A 17,994-nucleotide genomic window follows, 5' to 3' on the forward strand; every position below is an offset into this window, starting at 1 on the left:
TCATGTTAAAAACCGGTCCACACATATGACAAAGAGATTATTATTACTTGTATGCGGCTGCATCGGGCTAATGACAGCCACTGCACAGCAAAACGTGCAGTTCAGCCAGTATGTGTTCAATGGCCTGAGTGTAAACCCTGCCTATGCAGGATACAAGCAGGATTGGTATCTGAATGCGATTTACCGCCATCAGTGGGTGGACTTTCCCGGGGCGCCCACCACGGCAGGCATCTCCATTGATGGCCTTACCAACGCCAAAGATGAAAGGGTGGGCGTGGGCGCACAGGTGATGCTGGATAAACTGGGGCCACAGGAAAACCTGTCAGCCTACGGGTTCTATTCCTATCGTATTCCGCTGGACGAGGAAGATACCCGGCGCCTGTGTATCGGCATTGGTGGTGGCATTACCCAATACAGCGTAGATGGTACCGCGTTAAAATATGTGGACGATCTGGACCAGGCCATCCCGCTGGGCAAAACCTCCAAGATAGTGCCCGATGCACGTTTTGGCGTGTATTATTACACGCCGAAGTTTTATATCGGCGCTTCAGTGATGGACCTGTTCTCCCTCTATTCCGCGAATATCAACTATTACTGGGGAGGATACAATTACAATACGTTGAAGAAAACACAACACCTGTACCTCACTGCCGGTTATCTGCTCAACCTCTCGGAAAGCCTGAAATTAAAACCATCGCTGATGGTGAAGGAAGATTTTAAAGGGCCTACCAATGTGGACCTCAATGCTTTTTTGTTGATAGCAGACCGCCTGTGGGTGGGAGGTTCCTATCGTACCGGTGTGAAACTGTGGAGCAAACCGGCGCTGTCCAAAGACCTCGAACAACTGGATGCCGCCAGCGTACTGGTGGAATTTTATGCGACGCCGCAATTGCGCATTGGTTATGCCTACGATATTACTGTGAGTAAAATGGCCAGTTATCAGCAGGGATCACATGAAATCTCCGTAGGCTTCCTGTTCAACAGTAAAAAATACGAATCCCGTACCCGTAGCCCGAGGTACTTTTAAATATAGCAGGCATGAGAAAAACACTGATCAATTATTTTGCCACAGGCGTACTGTTTTACATCACCCTGCAGGCCGTAGCGCAGGAGCAGCCATCTATCAGCAAGACCGCAGATATCCGTTTCCGCCGGGAGGAATATGCGCAGGCGGCAGGACTGTATGAGCGGCTGCTACGTACCCGCGAAGGACGCAAACATGCGGCAGAGATAAAAGAAAGACTGGCCACTTCCTACCGGTTGTATAATCAATATGATAAAGCCGCTTACTGGTACGCCCAGGTGTTGCAGGATAATACCGCCACTCCGGAAGACCACCTGCATTATGGCGATATGCTGAAAAGCCTCGGCCGTTACGATGAAGCCAGGCAACAATACAGCCAGTACCCTGACCAGCAAAGGGTGGCCACCCGCATTGCCGGCTGTGATTCCGCCGTTAAGTGGATGAACTTGCCGGGAGGCGTACACCTGAAAAATGAAACGGGCGTCAACACCGGGAAAAATGACTGGGGCACTACCTGGCATGGTAATCATGTAGTGTTTGTATCAGACAGCGTGCGTAAGGACGTATGGTATATCAAAGGCACGCGTCGTCGCTATGGACGCAACAATGCAGGGTATGGCAAGCTGTATGAAGCGGAAAACGGGCAATCTGGTATCGGCTATGTAAAAGATTTCTCTTCCTTTATCAACAACTATCCTTATCACGTAGGCCCGGTGTGCTTCACGCCCGGTGGGGATACGGCTTATGTTACCGTGACCGATCCGGCGCGCCGCGTGCCCTACGACAAAAAGGAAAGACCAGTGTATGGCACCCGGCAGCTGCGGCTGCTGATGTTTGTACGGCAACAGCACAAATGGCAGCCGCCTGTAGCCTTTCCCTATAACAGCAACGACTACTCGATAGGACATGCCGCCCTCAATGAAGCCGGCAATGTTCTGTACATTGCCTCCGATATGCCCGGTGGCAGCGGCGGAACCGATATCTGGTACTGCGAAAAGCAAGGCGACAACACCTGGGGAAAACCACAGAACTGCGGACCACAGCTTAATACCGCTGATGACGACGCGTTCCCGGTAACCGGCGCTGAAAATATGTTATACTACGCCAGTAAAGGCAAAGCCGGTTTAGGCGGCTATGACGTATTTGCGGCCAGTGGCAGCAAGGCAACATGGACAACGCCGGTCAACCTGCTACCGCCTTTCAATTCCAGTGCAGATGATTTTTACTATGTTCCGCAAACAGACCGTGACGGCTTTATCTCGTCCAACAGGACCGGTGGTAAAGGAGGTGATGATATTTACAGCTTTAATGCGCCGCCGGCGCTGCCGGAACTGAAACCGCTGCCAGTACCGCTGTTGCGTATACCCTTCACCGTTGACATCTGCGCCGGCACCGCCACCTGCGTTTACCTGTACAACAAAACGAGGGATATGGGATGGTGTTATATGATCATGCCTCCGTCTGGCAAAATAGAAGCGAAACTGGAGCCGGACGCAGAATACGTTATCCGTGTGCATTACCCTGATCATGTGGAAAGCGTGGAGTTTGACACCAAAAACATGAATGAAACAACACCGGTCAACAAGTCCATTTGTCCCACGCCTGCCGTGAAAGAGACACCACAATACCGTCCTGTTAAGCACAAAAAAGGACATGGTCATCCACCTAAAAAGAAAAGAAAAAAGTAAGCAATGGCAGACCACTGCATACTTTCCTGTGACGTGTATGTCATATGACCCCAATATATTGTCCACATTTACCTGCATAAGTACCTCTTAGGAGGGATTATGCAGGTTTTTTTATTTTGATAATCAGTATATTATAAAATTATTTTAAGATTATTTTGTTTAAGATATAAACTAGTTTACCTTCGGGTCTCCTAACTCCAAAAATATGTTCAGGATCAACCTCTACCTATCTGTTTTACTTTTTTTACCTGCGGTATTGCTGGCACAGCATAAAATCAGCGGGAAAGTAACGGACAACAAAAAACATCCGTTGCCAGGCGTGAACGTGTACATTAAAGGATCTTACGATGGCGCCACCAGCAAAGCTGACGGCAGCTTTACATTTACCACTACAGAAGCGGGAGAACGTATCTTGGCTGCTACCTTAAGCGGCTATCAGCCTCTGGAAATAAAAATCAATACAGAGAGCGGAGAACAGCTGTCCATTATTCTGAAAAATGCGGCCAATGCGCTGCGCGTCGTTACTATTTCTGCCGGCAGCTTTGAAGCCAGCGACGATAAAAAAGGCACCGTGCTGAAACCGCTGGACATCGTGACCACGGCGGGTGCCGGCGCAGATATCGTCAACGCTATCAAAACACTGCCGGGAGCGCAGCAGACCAACGATCGTGAAGGCCTGTTTGTGCGCGGTGGCACCGGCTATGAAACACAGACATTAATTGACGGCATGCTGGTACGGAACCCATTTTCTTCCAGTCTGCCAGACGTACCGGGACGGGGCCGTTTTTCCCCCTTTCTTTTTAAAGGCACTACTTTCAGCAGCGGCGGCTATTCCGCGCAATATGGCCAGGCGCTTTCTTCTGCCTTAGTGCTGGAATCCACTGACCTGCCCCAGCGCTCTTCTTCCAGCGTGGGCCTTTCGGTGATTGGTGCCAGTGCAGGCGTGGAGAACCTTTCCCGCGATAAAAAATCTTCCTGGGGCGTGGAAGGCGATTATACCAACCTGGCTCCTTACTTTCAGGTGATGAAGCCCAAACAGACACCCAACCTCGGTCCGGAAATTATCGGCACTTCCCTGAATTTTCGCAGGAAAACATCTTCCACGGGGCTGCTAAAGTTCTATGGATACGGCAACTGGAGCAGAATGGGCTTTAGCTCTCCCAGTATTGAATATCCGGGAGATATGGAATCCTATCAGGTCCGTAACGGTAACATCTATACGAACATGACGTACCGCGAAAACCTGGGAAAAGACTGGCGGATATACGTTGGGGCTTCTTTTAGTAATAACCGCGACAATATCGCCACAGACACGCTCGGTAAAAACCAGACGCCTGCCGATATCCGGGTACGGTCATCACTTAGCCAGTCACGCGTGATGCTGACCCGCAACATCGGCCAGTTTTCCGCGGTGCGTTTTGGCGGAGAATACCAATATGCCACGGAACAATTTTCCTTTAACCAGCGGCCTTTCAACTACGCTGACAACTATACGGCCGCCTTTGCGGAAGGTGACATCTATTTCACGCCCAGCTTTGTCGGCCGGGTAGGCGGCAGGGCAGAATATACCTCCGTGCTGGCGAAGATGAACATCGCCCCGCGGGTGTCACTGGCGTATAAAATGGACAACTACAGCCAGTTCTCTGTGGCATACGGCGATTATTACCAGAAGCCCGAACCACAGTATATCCGCTTTGACCACGGTCTCGGCTATATGAAAGCCACCCATTACATCGTCAGCTATCAGCGCGTGGCGTCTGACTACACTTTCCGGACAGAGCTCTTCTATAAGCAATATGCTGACCTGGTGAAGACAGTGCCCTACTACAGCAATAACGGGAAGGGATATGCGAAAGGCATTGAGGTGTTCTGGCGGGACCGGAAAAGCATCAAAAACGTGGACTACTGGATTTCGTATTCCTACCTCGATACCAAACGTGACTATCTGAATTATCCGAAAGAAGTGCAGCCTGACTTTGCCGCTACGCACACGGCCAGTCTGGTATACAAACATTTTTTTCCAAAACTGAGCACTAACCTCGGACTTACCTATACCTTCGCCACCGGCAGGCCTTACTACAACCCAAACCTGCCGGCTGATAAGTTTATGTCAGATAAAACCATCGATTACCACGCGCTGGGCGTCAGTGCCAGTTATCTGACCACTATCCGCAAGGCGTTTACCATCTTTGTGCTGAGCGTGAGCAATGCGCCGGGCAATAAACAGGTATTCGGTTACCGTTATTCCAGTGATGGGCTGCGCCGGGGAGAAATTACTCCCAACGTACCACGGTTTATTTTCCTGGGGATGTTTATGAACTTCGGTATAGACAGAAGACAAGACGTTATCAATAACTTATAATTCACACACATATGAAACGTTTACTCCTTTCCCTTTTTATGATTGGCGGGCTGGCAACAGTCGCCGTAGCGCAATCCGCGCAATATCAGGACGCTATGTCCAAACAAGTGGCTGATCTGGACAGCAGCAGCAGCTTTGCTCCTGATGCGCTCGTAGCCAAAATCAACACTTTTGAACGCATCGCGGAAGCAGAAAAAACGCAGTGGCTGCCGTATTATTATGCCGCCTACTGCCAGGTGATGTCCTGCTTTGTGGGACAGGACAAAGGCAAGATTGATGAAGTGGCGGACAAAGCTGCCGCCAACCTGGACAAAGCCGAAACATTAAACCCGAAGAGCTCTGAAGTGGCCTGTATCCGTTCACTGGTGGCTTCAGCCCGGCTGATGGTAGACCCGGCCAGCAGAGGCATGAAATACGGTATGGAAGCCGGTCAGCAGATCGAGCTGGCTAAAACATACAATGCCGAAAACCCGCGTGTGTACCTGTTGTTGGGCCAGTCGCTGCTGTTCACTCCGGAACAGTTTGGCGGCAGCAAATCAAAAGCTAAGGTAATGCTGGAAACAGCGCTGCAGAAGTATGCGGCCTTTAAGCCGGAAAGCGCTATTGCGCCACACTGGGGCGAACCTTACGCGAAAGAGCTGCTCTCCAAAGCCCAGTAGTCTGGTTATTGGGTTATTTTGAGATTTCGTTATTTGATTTACTGATTTTGAGATGGTTTTATTTTAAGATCAGTAAATCAAATAAAAAATAATAAGATATCTAAATGTGTAAATGCTATGGATTTTAAAGATCTGGACCCGGTACTTCATTCACAATTGCGGTTGGCGATCATGAATGTTTTGTTGAGTGAAAAAGAAGCGGAGTTTACGCTATTGAAGGAGAAGACGAATGCAACTGCCGGTAATCTGAGTGTACAGATCAATAAATTGCGGGATGCTTCTTATATAGAGGTGATCAAGCAGTTCAGGGACAACTATCCGCAGACGTTATGTAAGATTACGCCTGCGGGCAGGAAAGCATTTGAGAATTATGTGCATGCCATTCAGGCTTACCTGAAAGTGGGCAAATCGAAGTAGCTGGTATTTTATTCAGAAGCCAGTTCTGTTTTCTTCAGCGGGTTGCGGGTATTTTCCGCGTAACGTTCCCGTTGTTCGATGATATCAAGGCAAGTGAAGATGGCTTGTCTGAAAGAGTTGGGATCGGCCAGGTTTTTACCGGCGATATCGAAGGCGGTGCCGTGGTCCGGTGAAGTACGGACAATATTGAGGCCTGCCGTATAGTTGATGCCTTCGCCGCTGGCGAGGGACTTAAAGGGTATCAGGCCCTGATCGTGGTACATGGCCAGTACGCCGTCAAACTGCTGGAACATTTCCCGGGCGAAGAACGCGTCTGCGCTGTAGGGGCCAAAACAAAGGAGGCCATTGCCTTTTGCGTGACGGATAGCCGGGATGATCTGATCAATTTCTTCCTTGCCGATCAGGCCTTCGTCTCCTGCGTGGGGATTGAGCCCCAGCACTGCAATACGTGGTTTGTCTATACCAAAGTCTTTTATCAGGCTTTCCTTCATCAGTTGCAGCTTGGCCAGGATATTTTCTTTAGTGACATATCTGGAGACTTCCGCAATGGGCACATGCTCGGTGAGGAGGCCTACGCGCATATTATCGGCGGTCATGAACATCAGTACGTCTTTGGCATTGAAGGCTGCTTTCAGGTAAGGCGTATGACCGGTATAGTTGAATTGCTGGCTTTGTATATTGTTTTTATGGATGGGGGCTGTTACCAGACCCTGCACATGGCCGTCTTTCAGGCATTGGATGGCCACTTCCAGTGCACGGGCAGCGTATTTGCCGCCGGCTTCGTTGAGTACGCCCGGTGTGATCTGCACCTCTTCTTCCCAACAGTTATAGACGTTTACCTGCTTGTGGTTCAAACGGGTGAAATCCTTTATAGACTGGTAGTTGAAATTATTTTCGTTCATCAGCTTCCGGTAGAAGTTGATGGTTTTATTAGATGCGAAGATCACCGGCGTGCAGAACTCCATCATCCTTGCGTCGAGAAAGGTTTTGATGATGATTTCTGCGCCAATGCTGTTGATATCACCGATGGTGATGCCGATAACCGGTTTGTTGGTCTGTGTACTCATACTGATATTGCCTCCAATGAGAGGCAAATATAGCCAGTTTGCGGGAGAAAATATTACGCCTTTGGCAGAAACAGGCTTATCTTTGCAGCCACGCATGTATACATTAAAAAAATCGCTGGGACAGCATTTCCTCACAGATGAGAACATGTGCAGGAAGATTGTGGAGTCCCTACCTGTAATTGAAGGCCAGCAAGTGCTGGAAGTGGGGCCTGGTGGCGGGGCCATCACCAAGTACCTGTTGCAGCTGCCAGGCATTCATTTTAAGGCCGTGGAGCTGGACACAGAGAAAGTACAATACCTGGAGAAGACCTATCCTGCCATTCAGGGCAAGCTGATCAACGAGAGTATTCTTGAGACAGCCTTGCCTTTTGAAGGCCAGTTCCGCATCATCGGTAATTTCCCGTACAATATATCCACACAGATCATGTTCCGTTTGCTGGAATGGCGGGAGCATGTGGACGTGGCCGTGGGGATGTTCCAGAAGGAAGTGGCTGTTCGTATTGCTTCAGCGCATAAGAGCAAGGAATATGGCATTCTGAGCGTGCTGTTGCAGGCTTTTTATAAAGTGGAGTACCTCTTTGAAGTGCATGAGAACTGTTTTAATCCGCCGCCGAAAGTGAAATCGGCCGTTATCCGGCTTACGCGGCTGGAGCAGCCGGCAGATATTGCCTCTGAGCGGAAATTCACCGTGCTGGTGAAAACAGCCTTCAATCAGCGCCGGAAGCAGCTCCGTAATCCGTTGAAACCCCTGTTTGACAAGGAAACTTTGCAGGACCCGATTTTTACCAAGAGGGCTGAAGAATTGACTGTTGCTGAATTTGCAGCATTATCCCATAAGATGATATGAGCAGAAAAGTATTAATTACCGCTAAAGTACATCCATATTTAACGGACCAGTTGCAAAACAAGGGCTTTGAAGTTGTTTATGAGCCTTCTATCTCTTACGATGGCGTGTACAGTGCCATCCAGGATTGTGTGGGTTTGATTGTGACCACCCGGATACGGGTAGATAAGCAAATAATTGACCATGGCCGGCAGCTGCAGTGGATAGGCCGGCTGGGCTCCGGTATGGAGCTGATAGACGTGCCTTATGCAGAAAGCAAAGGCATTCACTGCGTGAGCAGCCCGGAAGGCAATATGGACGCTGTGGGCGAACAGGCTGTGGGGATGTTGCTTTGCCTGATCAATAATATCCTGCGTAGTAATATAGAGTTGCGCGAAGGTATCTGGGAGCGTGACGGTAACCGTGGGTATGAGCTGAACGGCAGGACCGTGGGCATTATCGGTTACGGCCATACCGGCAGCAGCTTCGCACGCAAGCTCAAAGGTTTTGATGTGAACATCCTGGCATATGATAAATACAAAAAAGGTTTTGGTACGGCCGATGTGAAAGAAGCCAGCCTGACCGATATCTTTACCAAAGCCGATGTGGTGAGCCTGCATTTGCCGCTGACGGAGGAAACGCTGCATATCGCCAATATGGCCTTTTTTCAGTCGTTCAACAAGCCTGTTTGGTTTATGAACACTGCCAGGGGCAAGCTGGTGAACAACACCGATCTGATTGCCGCCCTGGAGCAGGGCATTATTGGCGGTGCCTGTCTTGACGTATTGGAAAATGAAAAACTGAGCACCTATACACCGGACGAAAAAGAGCAGCTGAATTGGTTGCTGAAGGCCCGGAATGTAGTGGTGACGCCACATATAGCCGGTTATTCCCACGAAGCGAGCATTAAAATGGCGCGTATCGTGCTGGAGAAGCTAAATATCCTGTAGGAGCTCGTCCGGAGTTCCTGAGTCCTGAATTAAATTGTTGATTTTCAATCAATTTGATTCGGTAGGGTGCTTTTTTTTCTTTATCCGGAATTTATTATATTTGCAATAACACCCGTAAACAACGCTTCTGTGCAAATGGAGGCGTTGATTTTTTTTTCTTATAACCATAAAAAACAAGCAGGTTATGTCTGGCATAAACTACGTTACGAAAGAGACCCTGGACCAAATGATGAACGAGCTCACACTTCTTAAAACGAAGGGCCGTGCAGAGATTGCCCGTGCTATTTCTGAGGCACGGGAAAAGGGGGACTTGAAGGAAAATGCCGAATATGATGCCGCCAAAGAAGCGCAGGGTATACACGAGGCTAAAATTGCAACGCTGGAATCGGCCATCGCCACTTCCCGCATTGTAAGTGCAGATGCTATCGATACATCCAAAGTATCTATTTTATGTAAGGTTACCATTACCAATACAGCCAACAAGAAGACGGTTACCTATCAACTCGTTTCTGAGACAGAGGCTGATTTGAAGGCGGGCAAGATTTCTGTTACCTCACCGATTGGCAAGGGGCTGCTGGGCAAGCATGTAGGTGACATTGCAGAGGTGCAGGCGCCTAATGGTGTTATTAAATTCAAGATTGACAGTATTTCAGTATGATCCCCGGGTCCTGCTGAATCACCATATGGAAGGGGTTGCAGTGATGCAGCCCCTTTTTCATTTTGTTATTTTATTATTTTGATATTTGGGGGATGTAAGATTTCCTTATTTTAAGGATGTAATAAAACCGCTCATTAAATAACCAAATAAATAAATAATAAAATAACACAATATGACAATCTTCACTAAGATTATTAAAGGCGAGATACCCAGTTATAAAATTGCGGAGAATGAGCATTTTTATGCATTTCTGGACATTTTTCCGTTGATGAAGGGGCATACGCTGGTGATTCCCAAAGTAGAAACGGACAAGTTTTTCGACGTATCGGATGATTTGTTGAGGGAGTGGCTGGTATTTGCCAAGCCTATTGCGCAGGCGATTGAGCGGGTGGTGCCTTGTAACCGGGTAGGTGTGAGTGTGGTGGGGCTGGAAGTGCCTCATGCGCACATGCATCTGATTCCGATTAATTCTGTACAAGACATGAATTTTTCGCGCGGCAAGCTGAAACTGTCAGAGGAGGAGTTTAAAGCAATCCAGGAACAGATAGTAGCGCAGCTGTAGTAATTATGACTTCACAGGGATATTGAACCGGAATCCGACACCGTGCAGTGTTTCCAGTTTTACATGTGGATCAGACTTGAAGTGTTTTCTTAGTTTGGTCACAAAAACATCCATGCTCCGGCCCAGGAAGTAGTCGTCTTTACCCCACACATGGGATAGTATATCTTCCCTTTTCAGTGTTTTATTGGGGTTTTCGCACAGGTATCTGAGCAATTCGGCTTCTTTCTGGGTAAGGGAAATGGAGATTTCTCCGGTTTCGTTGTAGAGGCGGAGGTCTTCATAGTCAAACATCAGTTTGCCGATAGCGAACGTGGTGCTTCTTTTGGCTATCTGGCTTCTGGTCCTTTTCAGGAACACTTCTATGCGCAGGATCAGTTCCTGCATGCTGAAAGGTTTGCTGATATAGTCATCAGCCCCGGTCCGGAGGCCGGCGATACGGTCTTCTTTTTCGTTTTTGGAAGTCAGGAAGAGAATAGGAATGTGGTCATTGACTGTGCGGATCTGTTGCGCCAGCGTGAGGCCGTCTTTTTTAGGCATTACCACGTCGAGCAAACAAATATCGAAAGTGCGTAACTGGAACTGCTCCCACGCGGCCTGGCCGTCTATACTGTGCACAACATCGTAGCCCGCTTCTTCCAACCGCTTCTTTGTAACTGCACCAATATATTCATCATCTTCCACCAATAGGATTCTTGCTTTCATATTTGCCTGATGCTGATTAATAAAAAGCTTGTTGCGCAATTCATGCTTAACAAATGATGGTCATTTTTCATAGTGATGCTAATTTTCCGGCCTTTGCCGGGTTAGCCGTTTATTCAGGATGAACAATTTCAAACAAAGTAACTACATTTTACGAATTTATGAAATAACCTTTTTGGCTATTTCGAAATCCTTTCAGGGTGTTTTTGCAAAAACTGTTCCCATCCTTTAGCCTTGCTTACAGCGGCGAGCGGGCTGCTTTCCTGGTAGAAGTGGCAGACTGCCACGGCCAGGGCATCAGTTGCATCGAAGTAATCAGGCCGTTCACCGATACTGAGAATGCGTTGCAGCATCAGCCACACCTGTTCCTTGTCAGCGTTGCCATTGCCGGTGACCGACTGTTTCACTTTTTTTGGGGAGTACTCTGTTACCGGCAAACCGGCATGCATAGCAGTGGCAATGGCCACGCCCTGCGCTCTCCCAAGCTTTAGCATACTTTGTACGTTCTTCCCAAAGAAAGGCGCTTCAATGGCGAAGCTGGTTGGTTGGAACTGCCGGATCAATTCATTTACGCGGGCGTGAATCAGTTGTAAGCGTTCGTAATGGTCCTTCATCCGGGATAATTTCAGGACATCCATTTCTATCAGACTGGCTTTTTTGCCTTCCACGTGGATCAGTCCATACCCCATAACCAGGGTGCCGGGGTCAATGCCTAGAATTATTTTTGCCTTGTTTGCCAACCACAGTATATTTTTGCAAAAATCTTGATATCTGAACAAAAGTACCAAAATAATTCTCAATTACTTATTAGGAGCAGTGCTTTTTGGCTGGCTGGGTTACTCTATCTATCATCAGTTGGCCCATCGCGAGAACCTGGAACAGTCGCTGGCGCATATGAGCAGAACGCTGCAGGAGAAGGGCTGGATAGGATTACTGTTGGTGCTGGTGCTGATGTTTTTCAACTGGGGACTGGAAGCCAAAAAGTGGCAGAAGCTGGTCCGCCCCCTGGAACCTATCTCTTTTATGAGGGCTTTCAGCGCCATCCTTTCGGGGGTATCGTTCTCGATCAACACCCCTAATCGTATAGGCGAATACGGTGGGCGCATCCTGTACCTGAAGAACCACAATAAGCTCAAAGCCATTGCCGCCACTATTGTAGGAAGCTTTAGCCAGCTCATTGTGACTGTTATTTTTGGGTTAATAGGCATGCTCTATTATCTCAATAACTTTACGCTGGTAAAGGAAAACAGCTATTTCCCCCCGAACTTCTGGGAGAAAATTGTGTTTGGTATACTGGTAGTAATTTGTGTGCTGACGATATTGTTATATTTTCGGCTACAGATTATTCTGGCTGTATTCGAAAAAGTCAGGTTCCTGCGAAAAGCAAAGGTCTTTGTACAAATTATTGTGCGTTATTCTGCAGGGGATTTACGTTACCTGTTGCTGCTTTCAGCCGCCCGCTACGTGGTCTTCTCGGCACAGTATTTGATTTTGTTGGACGCGCTGGGACTGGAGTTTTTGTGGTGGCAGGCTTTCCTGTTGAATAGCGTCATCTACCTTGTAATGGCCATGGTGCCTACCATCGCTATCGCAGAACTTGGAATCCGTGGGAAAGTCAGCATTTACTTCCTCGGACTGCTCAGTACCAATACAGCCGTTATTATAGCAGCCACGGGAGGTATCTGGTTAATCAACCTTTGTCTGCCGGCAGTGATTGGAAGTGTGCTGCTCCTCGGTGTAAAAATATTTAAGGACAAATAGCTTCCCGCAATGAGGTACCTTCTGCTAATTCTCTTATGCTTCGCCTGTGTAACCCCCGCTCACGCGCAAAATGACTTCTGTTCTATCCGTAATTCCAGTTTCAATGTTGGCGAAAGTATCACCCTCAAAGTGATGTATAACCTCGGTAAAATGTACGTAGGTGCCGGCGAGGCCGTCTTTACCGTAGCCCTGGAACGTTTTGCCAACCGCGACGTATACCACATTACCGGCGATGGCCGCACCTTCCGTGCCTATGACTGGATATTCAAAGTACGCGATAAATACGAAACCTGGCTGGATACCGCTACCATGCAGCCACTGAAGTTTCTCCGCAATGTGAACGAAGGCGGGTACAAAATCTATAATAACGTGGTGTTTAATCAGGCCGCTCACCAGGCTGTCAGCACCAACGGCACCTTTACCGTGCCTCCCTGTGTACAGGACGTGATCAGCTCCATCTACTACGCCCGTAATATCGATTTCTCCAGGTACCAGGAGGGAGATAAAATCCCCTTCGCCATGTTCCTCGATGACCAGGTGTATAATATCTATATCCGATACCTCGGAAAGGAAGAAATCAATACCCGCTTCGGCAAATTCAGGGCTATCAAATTCAAACCGCTGCTGATCAAAGGCACCATCTTTGAAGGTGGAGAGAAAATGACCGTATGGGTAAGCGACGACGCCAATAAGGTGCCACTGCGGGTGGAAAGCCCCATCTCCGTAGGGAATATTATCGTGGACATGGTCAACTACAGCAACCTCCGGCACCCCTTCACCTCGTTGATAAAACAACGATAAAATATTTACCGCCCTGAAAATGAATAGATTTAACAATTCTTTGGGGCGCCACCGTCCAAATTTTAACGACCTTTCGTGCCGTAGAAAAACTTTATATTTGTTATAATCAACCCTTTATGATTATGGAAGAACGTAAACCGAAAATATTACTGGCGGAAGATGACACCAACCTGGGCATGGTACTTAAAAACTACCTCGAACTGAATGACTATGATGTGGAATTATGCCGCGACGGTATCCTGGCACTGGCTGCCTTCCGTCGCGAAAAATTCGACATCTGCCTGCTGGACATTATGATGCCCAATATGGACGGCTTTAAACTGGCGGAAGAAATCCGGGACGTAGACCCTGATATCCCCCTGTTTTTCCTCTCCGCCAAAACCATGAAGGAAGACATCATCCAGGGCTATAAGCTGGGAGCCGATGATTATATCTCCAAACCTTTCGATAGCGAACTGCTGCTGCTCAAAATCAAAGCTATCCTGAAACGCAACCAGGAACTGAACAGCAAAGAAGAAGAGCAGCACGAATTCCAGGTAGGCTCCTACGCCTTCAACTCCCGTTTACGTACCCTCGCGCATAACGGCGACAGCCACACGCTCTCCCCTAAAGAGAACGAGCTGCTGCACATGCTCTGTGAACATAAAAACGACCTGCTGCCCAGGGAACTGGCGCTGAAAAAGATATGGGGCAGCGACACCTACTTCAACGGCCGCAGTATGGACGTATATATCGCCAAACTCCGCAAATACCTGAAAGACGACCCGAACATCGAAATCGTGAACATTCACGGGAACGGATTCAGACTGGTAGTGAAAGAGAACCCGTGATGGCCATGATTTGACCGATAACAATTTAATTAATGATAAAGGAATGCCCCCATTGACATGCAATGGGGGCATTTCTTTTAAATATAATGACGTAGCCCGCTATGATCTTATATAACCATGGACGTCGGCCACTATTCAGGCAATCAGGGATCAGAAAAGCAGGTTGCTGCCTCCCCGGAACGGCGTTTTCCCCAGGTGCACATATGCCTTTTCCGTTACCTCACGGCCCCGGGGCGTACGTTTGATAAACCCTTCCTGGATCAGGAACGGTTCGTATACCTCTTCCAACGTACCGGCTTCTTCGCCCACTGCGGTGGCAATGGTAGTGATGCCTACCGGACCGCCTTTAAAGTTTTCGATGATGACCTGCAAAATGCGGTTGTCCATTTCATCAAGACCATATTCATCTACATTGAGGGCTTTGAGGCTGAGCTGCGCAATTTCAAGGTCGATGACGCCGTTGCCAATCACCATGGCAAAGTCACGTACCCGGCGCAGTAGCCCGTTGGCGATACGGGGCGTGCCACGGGACCGGCGGGCAATCTCCCCGGCAGCGTCAGATGTGATTTTAGAGCCCAGTAACCCTGCCGCCCGCCAGATGATTTTCTGTAGCGTGGCAGCATTGTAGTATTCCATCCTCGACTTGATGCCAAAACGGGACAACAGGGGAGCGGTGAGCAGCCCCGAGCGGGTAGTGGCGCCAATCAGTGTGAAAGGGTGCAGGTTGAGCTGTATGGAGCGGGCATTAGGCCCGGTATCAATCATAATGTCTATACGATAATCTTCCATGGCGGAATACAGGTATTCTTCCACCACGGTGCTTAGCCGGTGTATCTCATCGATGAACAGCACGTCTTTGTCCTCCAGATTGGTCAACAAACCGGCCAGGTCGCCGGGCTTTTCGATTACCGGCCCGGAAGTTTCCCGGATATTAACCCCCAGCTCATTGGCCACAATGCGTGACAGCGTGGTCTTACCCAGGCCCGGAGGACCGTGGAACAGCACATGGTCCAGCGCTTCCCCGCGCATTTTGGCAGCTTTGATGAATATCTTCAGGTTTTCGATGATCTGGTCCTGTCCCGAAAAATCAACGATTTCCCGGGGTCTGATACTGTTCTCAAACTCTTTCTCAGCGGCACTGAGCTTATTTTCTTCTGGTCTTAAGTTCGGATTGGACATAATACTCATCAAAAATACCAAATTATATTAACCCGATTACTGTATATTGAAGATGGTGAGCCCCATTGTGCTACCCTCATTTTCAACCAATCCCGTTTATACTATGCGCCAGCAATCCCCTCTTACCATTCTGGTGGCCTGTATAGGCCTGTTGTTTTTTTGTTACCTGCCTCTGCATGGACAAAATACTTTTCATAAATATGACCACTGGCGCTACCGCGTCGCAACCAGTTTTCACCCGCCTGCCTATAGTTACACTGACAGGATCTATGATATTACCGTACTAGCGGCTGATAAACACCATGCATTGCTTTCCTGTACGCTGTTGTATGCCGATGACAGTACAGAAAACCTCCGGGGCAGGTACCATTTTGTAAGTTCCGATCCTGCTACCTGGACGGCATGGGACTCAGATGTCATGGTGACGATGGCTTTGCTGAATCAGCCGGTAGTACTGAACGTGACGGATCATGAATGGCTAGGTAAAATCGATGGCATAGCTGCTGTGGTGGATAATGCCCAACAGCATTGGCAGCTGCCTCCCAGGTTATTGGACTACTTACGCAGTATGATATACGTACATGTATATGATGACCTCAACCTGCTGTTTAAGCGCCAGCCTCATAAATTAAAGCCGGGCCACCAATGGAAAGCTCGCGGTGCGTCATTTCGTGTAAAGGCTGTAACACCGGCAACGGTGGATATGTCGTCTGTAGCCCATGTTACAGGTGATTCCCTGAATATTGATATATGGGAGGAATACGCCATGCTGCGGGAAAGCAATATGACGGACTGGCTGCGGGATACAATTGTAGTAGTGGACCAGCACCGGAAGACGGCCACGTACAGTACACATATCGTCAACGCTCATTTATTGCCTATAGACACAACCCTGCTGCCAGCAGATACGGCGTTGCTGCGGCAGTGTATCCTGAAAAGTCCCTGGCATCATCATGCTTTATTATATCACTATCCTACAAAGGTGTTAATGCATCCCGCCGGAAAAATGGTAGCATTGCAGGCAATTAAACGAGATGATGTTATCTTACAGGTTTGTAAGGCAACAGCTATCCAACTGTCCAAACAACAACCAGAACGAAATACAACAGACAAAACCGCTCATGAAAAAACTGATCTTATCATTGGCTGCGGGGTGTATGCTCACCACCGGCTACAGTCAACAGATACCGCAAAAAGAAGTTGCCCGTATTATCAACACGCTGGCTGCTGACGATATGCAGGGCCGCCAGTCCGGAACACCCGGGTCTGACAAGGCCGCTGCATTTATCAGCGATGAATTTAAAAAAGCTGGCCTGCTGCCGTTGCCCGGTGAGCAATCTTATCTGCAACGCTTTAGCTATTACGGACTTCACACCACAAGCACTGCGATGACCGTCAACGGTACGGCCAAAGACTGGCCTGTAGTGGCAGTAGGGCCTTCACGGCATATACAGCTGCGGCGGGACACAGCTACCTGCACGGAGATGCGTGCCGGTAACCCTGATGAATTGCGCGCCGCACTGGGCAAACGCAAGTCGCTGCAAAAGAATATGATCGTATGGCTGGCCCCTTCGCTGAGCGGTTATATCGCCAATCTGGAGGGCAGTATCTCCAGCAGGATGTACGCCAGTGAACAGGCAGTGCCTGCAGATACCGCTAAATGGCAGATGGTGCTGGTGCTGGAGAAAGAACCGTTGACAGCGCAGGACAACTGGTCCGTGGAACAAACCCGCAGCGTAAGGGCGCAGGAGTTCACCAATGTGGCCGGTATGATCAAAGGCGAAAGCAAACCGGATGAATATGTGATCTATTCCGGTCACTATGACCACCTGGGGATACTGCCTGCTGAAGCAGGCGACAGCATCGCCAACGGAGCGGATGATGATGCGTCCGGTACTACCGCGGTGATCATGCTCGCCAATTACTTTAAGAAGAAACATCCGGCGCGTTCCCTGATTTTTGTGGCTTTCACCGCAGAGGAGATGGGAGGTTACGGTTCTTCTTATTTCTCCGGGCATATGGACCCTGCCAAAGTGGTGGCGATGTTTAATATTGAAATGATCGGTAAGGAGTCCAAATTTGGTAAGAACAGCGCGTTTATTACCGGATTTGAAAAATCAGATTTTGGTACTATTCTGCAAAAGAACCTGGCAGGATCTGAATTCCGTTTTTATCCCGATCCTTATCCGGAGCAGAACCTGTTCTATCGTTCAGACAACGCCAACCTGGCCAAGGTAGGAGTGCCTGCACATACGATCTCTACCACGCAGATTGATAAAGACCAGTTCTATCATACTGTGAAAGATGAAGTATCAACCCTTGATATTAAAAATATTACAGACATTATTAAAGCCATCGCTGTTAGTTCAGGGACTATTGTGAATGGTACGTCAACGCCTACACGTATAGTGCCTGTTGAACGATAGAGGCGGTCTCTTGCATATGCCGGTAGAACGTTAACGCATACACGCATAATGCCTGCTTTCCAATAGGGACGGCCATCATATATTTATC

Annotated in this window: 18 protein-coding genes; 14 read left to right on the top strand and 4 right to left on the bottom strand. The window is 48.6% G+C overall.

Going from position 1 to position 17,994, the window contains the following annotated elements; genetic code table 11:
* Positions 1–25: 25 nt before the first annotated feature.
* The 5 genes from HGH92_RS14015 (at position 26) to HGH92_RS14035 (ending at position 6,150) form a co-directional block, all read left to right on the top strand.
* A complete protein-coding gene (locus HGH92_RS14015) occupies positions 26–1,027 on the top strand; it encodes a type IX secretion system membrane protein PorP/SprF (protein ID WP_168871316.1) in 1,002 nt (333 codons plus the stop codon).
* Between the two features lie 11 nt (positions 1,028–1,038).
* Positions 1,039–2,712: a tetratricopeptide repeat protein gene (locus tag HGH92_RS14020; RefSeq protein ID WP_168871317.1), complete on the top strand. Its 1,674-nt coding sequence runs from the start codon at positions 1,039–1,041 to the stop codon at positions 2,710–2,712.
* 205 nt (positions 2,713–2,917) lie between these two features.
* On the top strand, positions 2,918–5,074 hold the full coding sequence (locus HGH92_RS14025; RefSeq protein WP_168871318.1) for a TonB-dependent receptor: 2,157 nt from the start codon (positions 2,918–2,920) through the stop codon (positions 5,072–5,074).
* Between the two features lie 11 nt (positions 5,075–5,085).
* Positions 5,086–5,733 carry a hypothetical protein gene (locus HGH92_RS14030; protein ID WP_168871319.1) on the top strand — a complete coding sequence of 216 codons (648 nt, stop codon included), beginning with the start codon at positions 5,086–5,088 and terminating at the stop codon, positions 5,731–5,733.
* 117 nt (positions 5,734–5,850) lie between these two features.
* A complete protein-coding gene (locus HGH92_RS14035) occupies positions 5,851–6,150 on the top strand; it encodes a winged helix-turn-helix domain-containing protein (RefSeq protein WP_168871320.1) in 300 nt (99 codons plus the stop codon).
* 8 nt (positions 6,151–6,158) lie between these two features.
* Here HGH92_RS14035 and pdxA read toward each other — a convergent pair whose 3' ends face one another.
* The gene (pdxA, locus tag HGH92_RS14040; RefSeq protein ID WP_247654885.1) at positions 6,159–7,244 is read right to left on the bottom strand and encodes a 4-hydroxythreonine-4-phosphate dehydrogenase PdxA; all 1,086 of its coding nucleotides are present in this window, start codon (positions 7,242–7,244) and stop codon (positions 6,159–6,161) included.
* Between pdxA and rsmA the strand changes: the two genes are divergently transcribed.
* The 4 genes from rsmA (at position 7,234) to HGH92_RS14060 (ending at position 10,210) form a co-directional block, all read left to right on the top strand.
* Positions 7,234–8,064, top strand: a complete 831-nt coding sequence (gene rsmA / locus HGH92_RS14045) for a 16S rRNA (adenine(1518)-N(6)/adenine(1519)-N(6))-dimethyltransferase RsmA (protein WP_247654886.1) — start codon at positions 7,234–7,236, stop codon at positions 8,062–8,064. The two genes, pdxA and rsmA, sit on opposite strands and share 11 nt — an antisense overlap.
* On the top strand, positions 8,061–8,990 hold the full coding sequence (locus tag HGH92_RS14050) for an NAD(P)-dependent oxidoreductase (protein ID WP_168871321.1): 930 nt from the start codon (positions 8,061–8,063) through the stop codon (positions 8,988–8,990). Before rsmA ends, HGH92_RS14050 begins: the two co-directional genes overlap by 4 nt.
* A gap of 184 nt (positions 8,991–9,174) precedes the next feature.
* The gene (gene greA, locus HGH92_RS14055) at positions 9,175–9,648 is read left to right on the top strand and encodes a transcription elongation factor GreA (protein WP_168871322.1); all 474 of its coding nucleotides are present in this window, start codon (positions 9,175–9,177) and stop codon (positions 9,646–9,648) included.
* Between the two features lie 172 nt (positions 9,649–9,820).
* The gene (locus HGH92_RS14060) at positions 9,821–10,210 is read left to right on the top strand and encodes an HIT family protein (RefSeq protein ID WP_168871323.1); all 390 of its coding nucleotides are present in this window, start codon (positions 9,821–9,823) and stop codon (positions 10,208–10,210) included.
* Positions 10,211–10,213: 3 nt separating this feature from the next.
* Here the strand turns inward: HGH92_RS14060 and HGH92_RS14065 are convergent, their stop codons facing one another.
* Positions 10,214–10,912 carry a response regulator transcription factor gene (locus HGH92_RS14065; RefSeq protein ID WP_078670371.1) on the bottom strand — a complete coding sequence of 233 codons (699 nt, stop codon included), beginning with the start codon at positions 10,910–10,912 and terminating at the stop codon, positions 10,214–10,216.
* A 176-nt stretch (positions 10,913–11,088) separates the two neighbouring features.
* Complete coding sequence (gene ruvC, locus HGH92_RS14070) at positions 11,089–11,649, bottom strand: crossover junction endodeoxyribonuclease RuvC (RefSeq protein WP_168871324.1); 561 nt, start codon at positions 11,647–11,649, stop codon at positions 11,089–11,091.
* A 52-nt stretch (positions 11,650–11,701) separates the two neighbouring features.
* Between ruvC and HGH92_RS14075 the strand changes: the two genes are divergently transcribed.
* The 3 genes from HGH92_RS14075 (at position 11,702) to HGH92_RS14085 (ending at position 14,301) form a co-directional block, all read left to right on the top strand.
* The gene (locus HGH92_RS14075) at positions 11,702–12,670 is read left to right on the top strand and encodes a lysylphosphatidylglycerol synthase domain-containing protein (RefSeq protein WP_317166411.1); all 969 of its coding nucleotides are present in this window, start codon (positions 11,702–11,704) and stop codon (positions 12,668–12,670) included.
* 9 nt (positions 12,671–12,679) lie between these two features.
* Positions 12,680–13,471 carry a DUF3108 domain-containing protein gene (locus tag HGH92_RS14080; RefSeq protein WP_168871326.1) on the top strand — a complete coding sequence of 264 codons (792 nt, stop codon included), beginning with the start codon at positions 12,680–12,682 and terminating at the stop codon, positions 13,469–13,471.
* 122 nt (positions 13,472–13,593) lie between these two features.
* Positions 13,594–14,301: a response regulator transcription factor gene (locus tag HGH92_RS14085; RefSeq protein ID WP_168871327.1), complete on the top strand. Its 708-nt coding sequence runs from the start codon at positions 13,594–13,596 to the stop codon at positions 14,299–14,301.
* Positions 14,302–14,451: 150 nt separating this feature from the next.
* On the opposite strand, the gene ruvB is transcribed toward HGH92_RS14085, so the two are convergent.
* Positions 14,452–15,480 (bottom strand): Holliday junction branch migration DNA helicase RuvB, encoded by a 1,029-nt coding sequence (ruvB, locus tag HGH92_RS14090; RefSeq protein ID WP_168871328.1) that lies wholly within the window; start codon positions 15,478–15,480, stop codon positions 14,452–14,454.
* A gap of 103 nt (positions 15,481–15,583) precedes the next feature.
* Between ruvB and HGH92_RS14095 the strand changes: the two genes are divergently transcribed.
* Positions 15,584–16,711 carry a hypothetical protein gene (locus HGH92_RS14095; protein ID WP_168871329.1) on the top strand — a complete coding sequence of 376 codons (1,128 nt, stop codon included), beginning with the start codon at positions 15,584–15,586 and terminating at the stop codon, positions 16,709–16,711.
* On the top strand, positions 16,602–17,906 hold the full coding sequence (locus HGH92_RS14100; RefSeq protein WP_168871330.1) for a M28 family peptidase: 1,305 nt from the start codon (positions 16,602–16,604) through the stop codon (positions 17,904–17,906). Before HGH92_RS14095 ends, HGH92_RS14100 begins: the two co-directional genes overlap by 110 nt.
* Positions 17,907–17,994 lie beyond the last annotated feature (88 nt).

The organism is Chitinophaga varians (assembly GCF_012641275.1).
Classification (GTDB): Bacteria; Bacteroidota; Bacteroidia; order Chitinophagales; family Chitinophagaceae; genus Chitinophaga; species Chitinophaga varians_A.

Excerpts from the sequence above, each read along its gene's own strand:
- HGH92_RS14030 (WP_168871319.1), top strand. The coding sequence starts at position 5,086 with ATGAAACGTTTACTCCTTTCCCTTTTTATGATTGGCGGGCTGGCAACA.
- HGH92_RS14015 (WP_168871316.1), top strand. The coding sequence starts at position 26 with ATGACAAAGAGATTATTATTACTTGTATGCGGCTGCATCGGGCTAATG.
- rsmA (WP_247654886.1), top strand. The coding sequence starts at position 7,234 with ATGAGAGGCAAATATAGCCAGTTTGCGGGAGAAAATATTACGCCTTTG.
- HGH92_RS14065 (WP_078670371.1), bottom strand. The coding sequence starts at position 10,912 with ATGAAAGCAAGAATCCTATTGGTGGAAGATGATGAATATATTGGTGCA.
- HGH92_RS14095 (WP_168871329.1), top strand. The coding sequence starts at position 15,584 with ATGCGCCAGCAATCCCCTCTTACCATTCTGGTGGCCTGTATAGGCCTG.
- HGH92_RS14085 (WP_168871327.1), top strand. The coding sequence starts at position 13,594 with ATGGAAGAACGTAAACCGAAAATATTACTGGCGGAAGATGACACCAAC.
- ruvB (WP_168871328.1), bottom strand. The coding sequence starts at position 15,480 with ATGTCCAATCCGAACTTAAGACCAGAAGAAAATAAGCTCAGTGCCGCT.
- HGH92_RS14050 (WP_168871321.1), top strand. The coding sequence starts at position 8,061 with ATGAGCAGAAAAGTATTAATTACCGCTAAAGTACATCCATATTTAACG.
- HGH92_RS14025 (WP_168871318.1), top strand. The coding sequence starts at position 2,918 with ATGTTCAGGATCAACCTCTACCTATCTGTTTTACTTTTTTTACCTGCG.
- greA (WP_168871322.1), top strand. The coding sequence starts at position 9,175 with ATGTCTGGCATAAACTACGTTACGAAAGAGACCCTGGACCAAATGATG.
- HGH92_RS14035 (WP_168871320.1), top strand. The coding sequence starts at position 5,851 with ATGGATTTTAAAGATCTGGACCCGGTACTTCATTCACAATTGCGGTTG.
- HGH92_RS14020 (WP_168871317.1), top strand. The coding sequence starts at position 1,039 with ATGAGAAAAACACTGATCAATTATTTTGCCACAGGCGTACTGTTTTAC.
- HGH92_RS14080 (WP_168871326.1), top strand. The coding sequence starts at position 12,680 with ATGAGGTACCTTCTGCTAATTCTCTTATGCTTCGCCTGTGTAACCCCC.
- HGH92_RS14100 (WP_168871330.1), top strand. The coding sequence starts at position 16,602 with ATGAAAAAACTGATCTTATCATTGGCTGCGGGGTGTATGCTCACCACC.
- HGH92_RS14060 (WP_168871323.1), top strand. The coding sequence starts at position 9,821 with ATGACAATCTTCACTAAGATTATTAAAGGCGAGATACCCAGTTATAAA.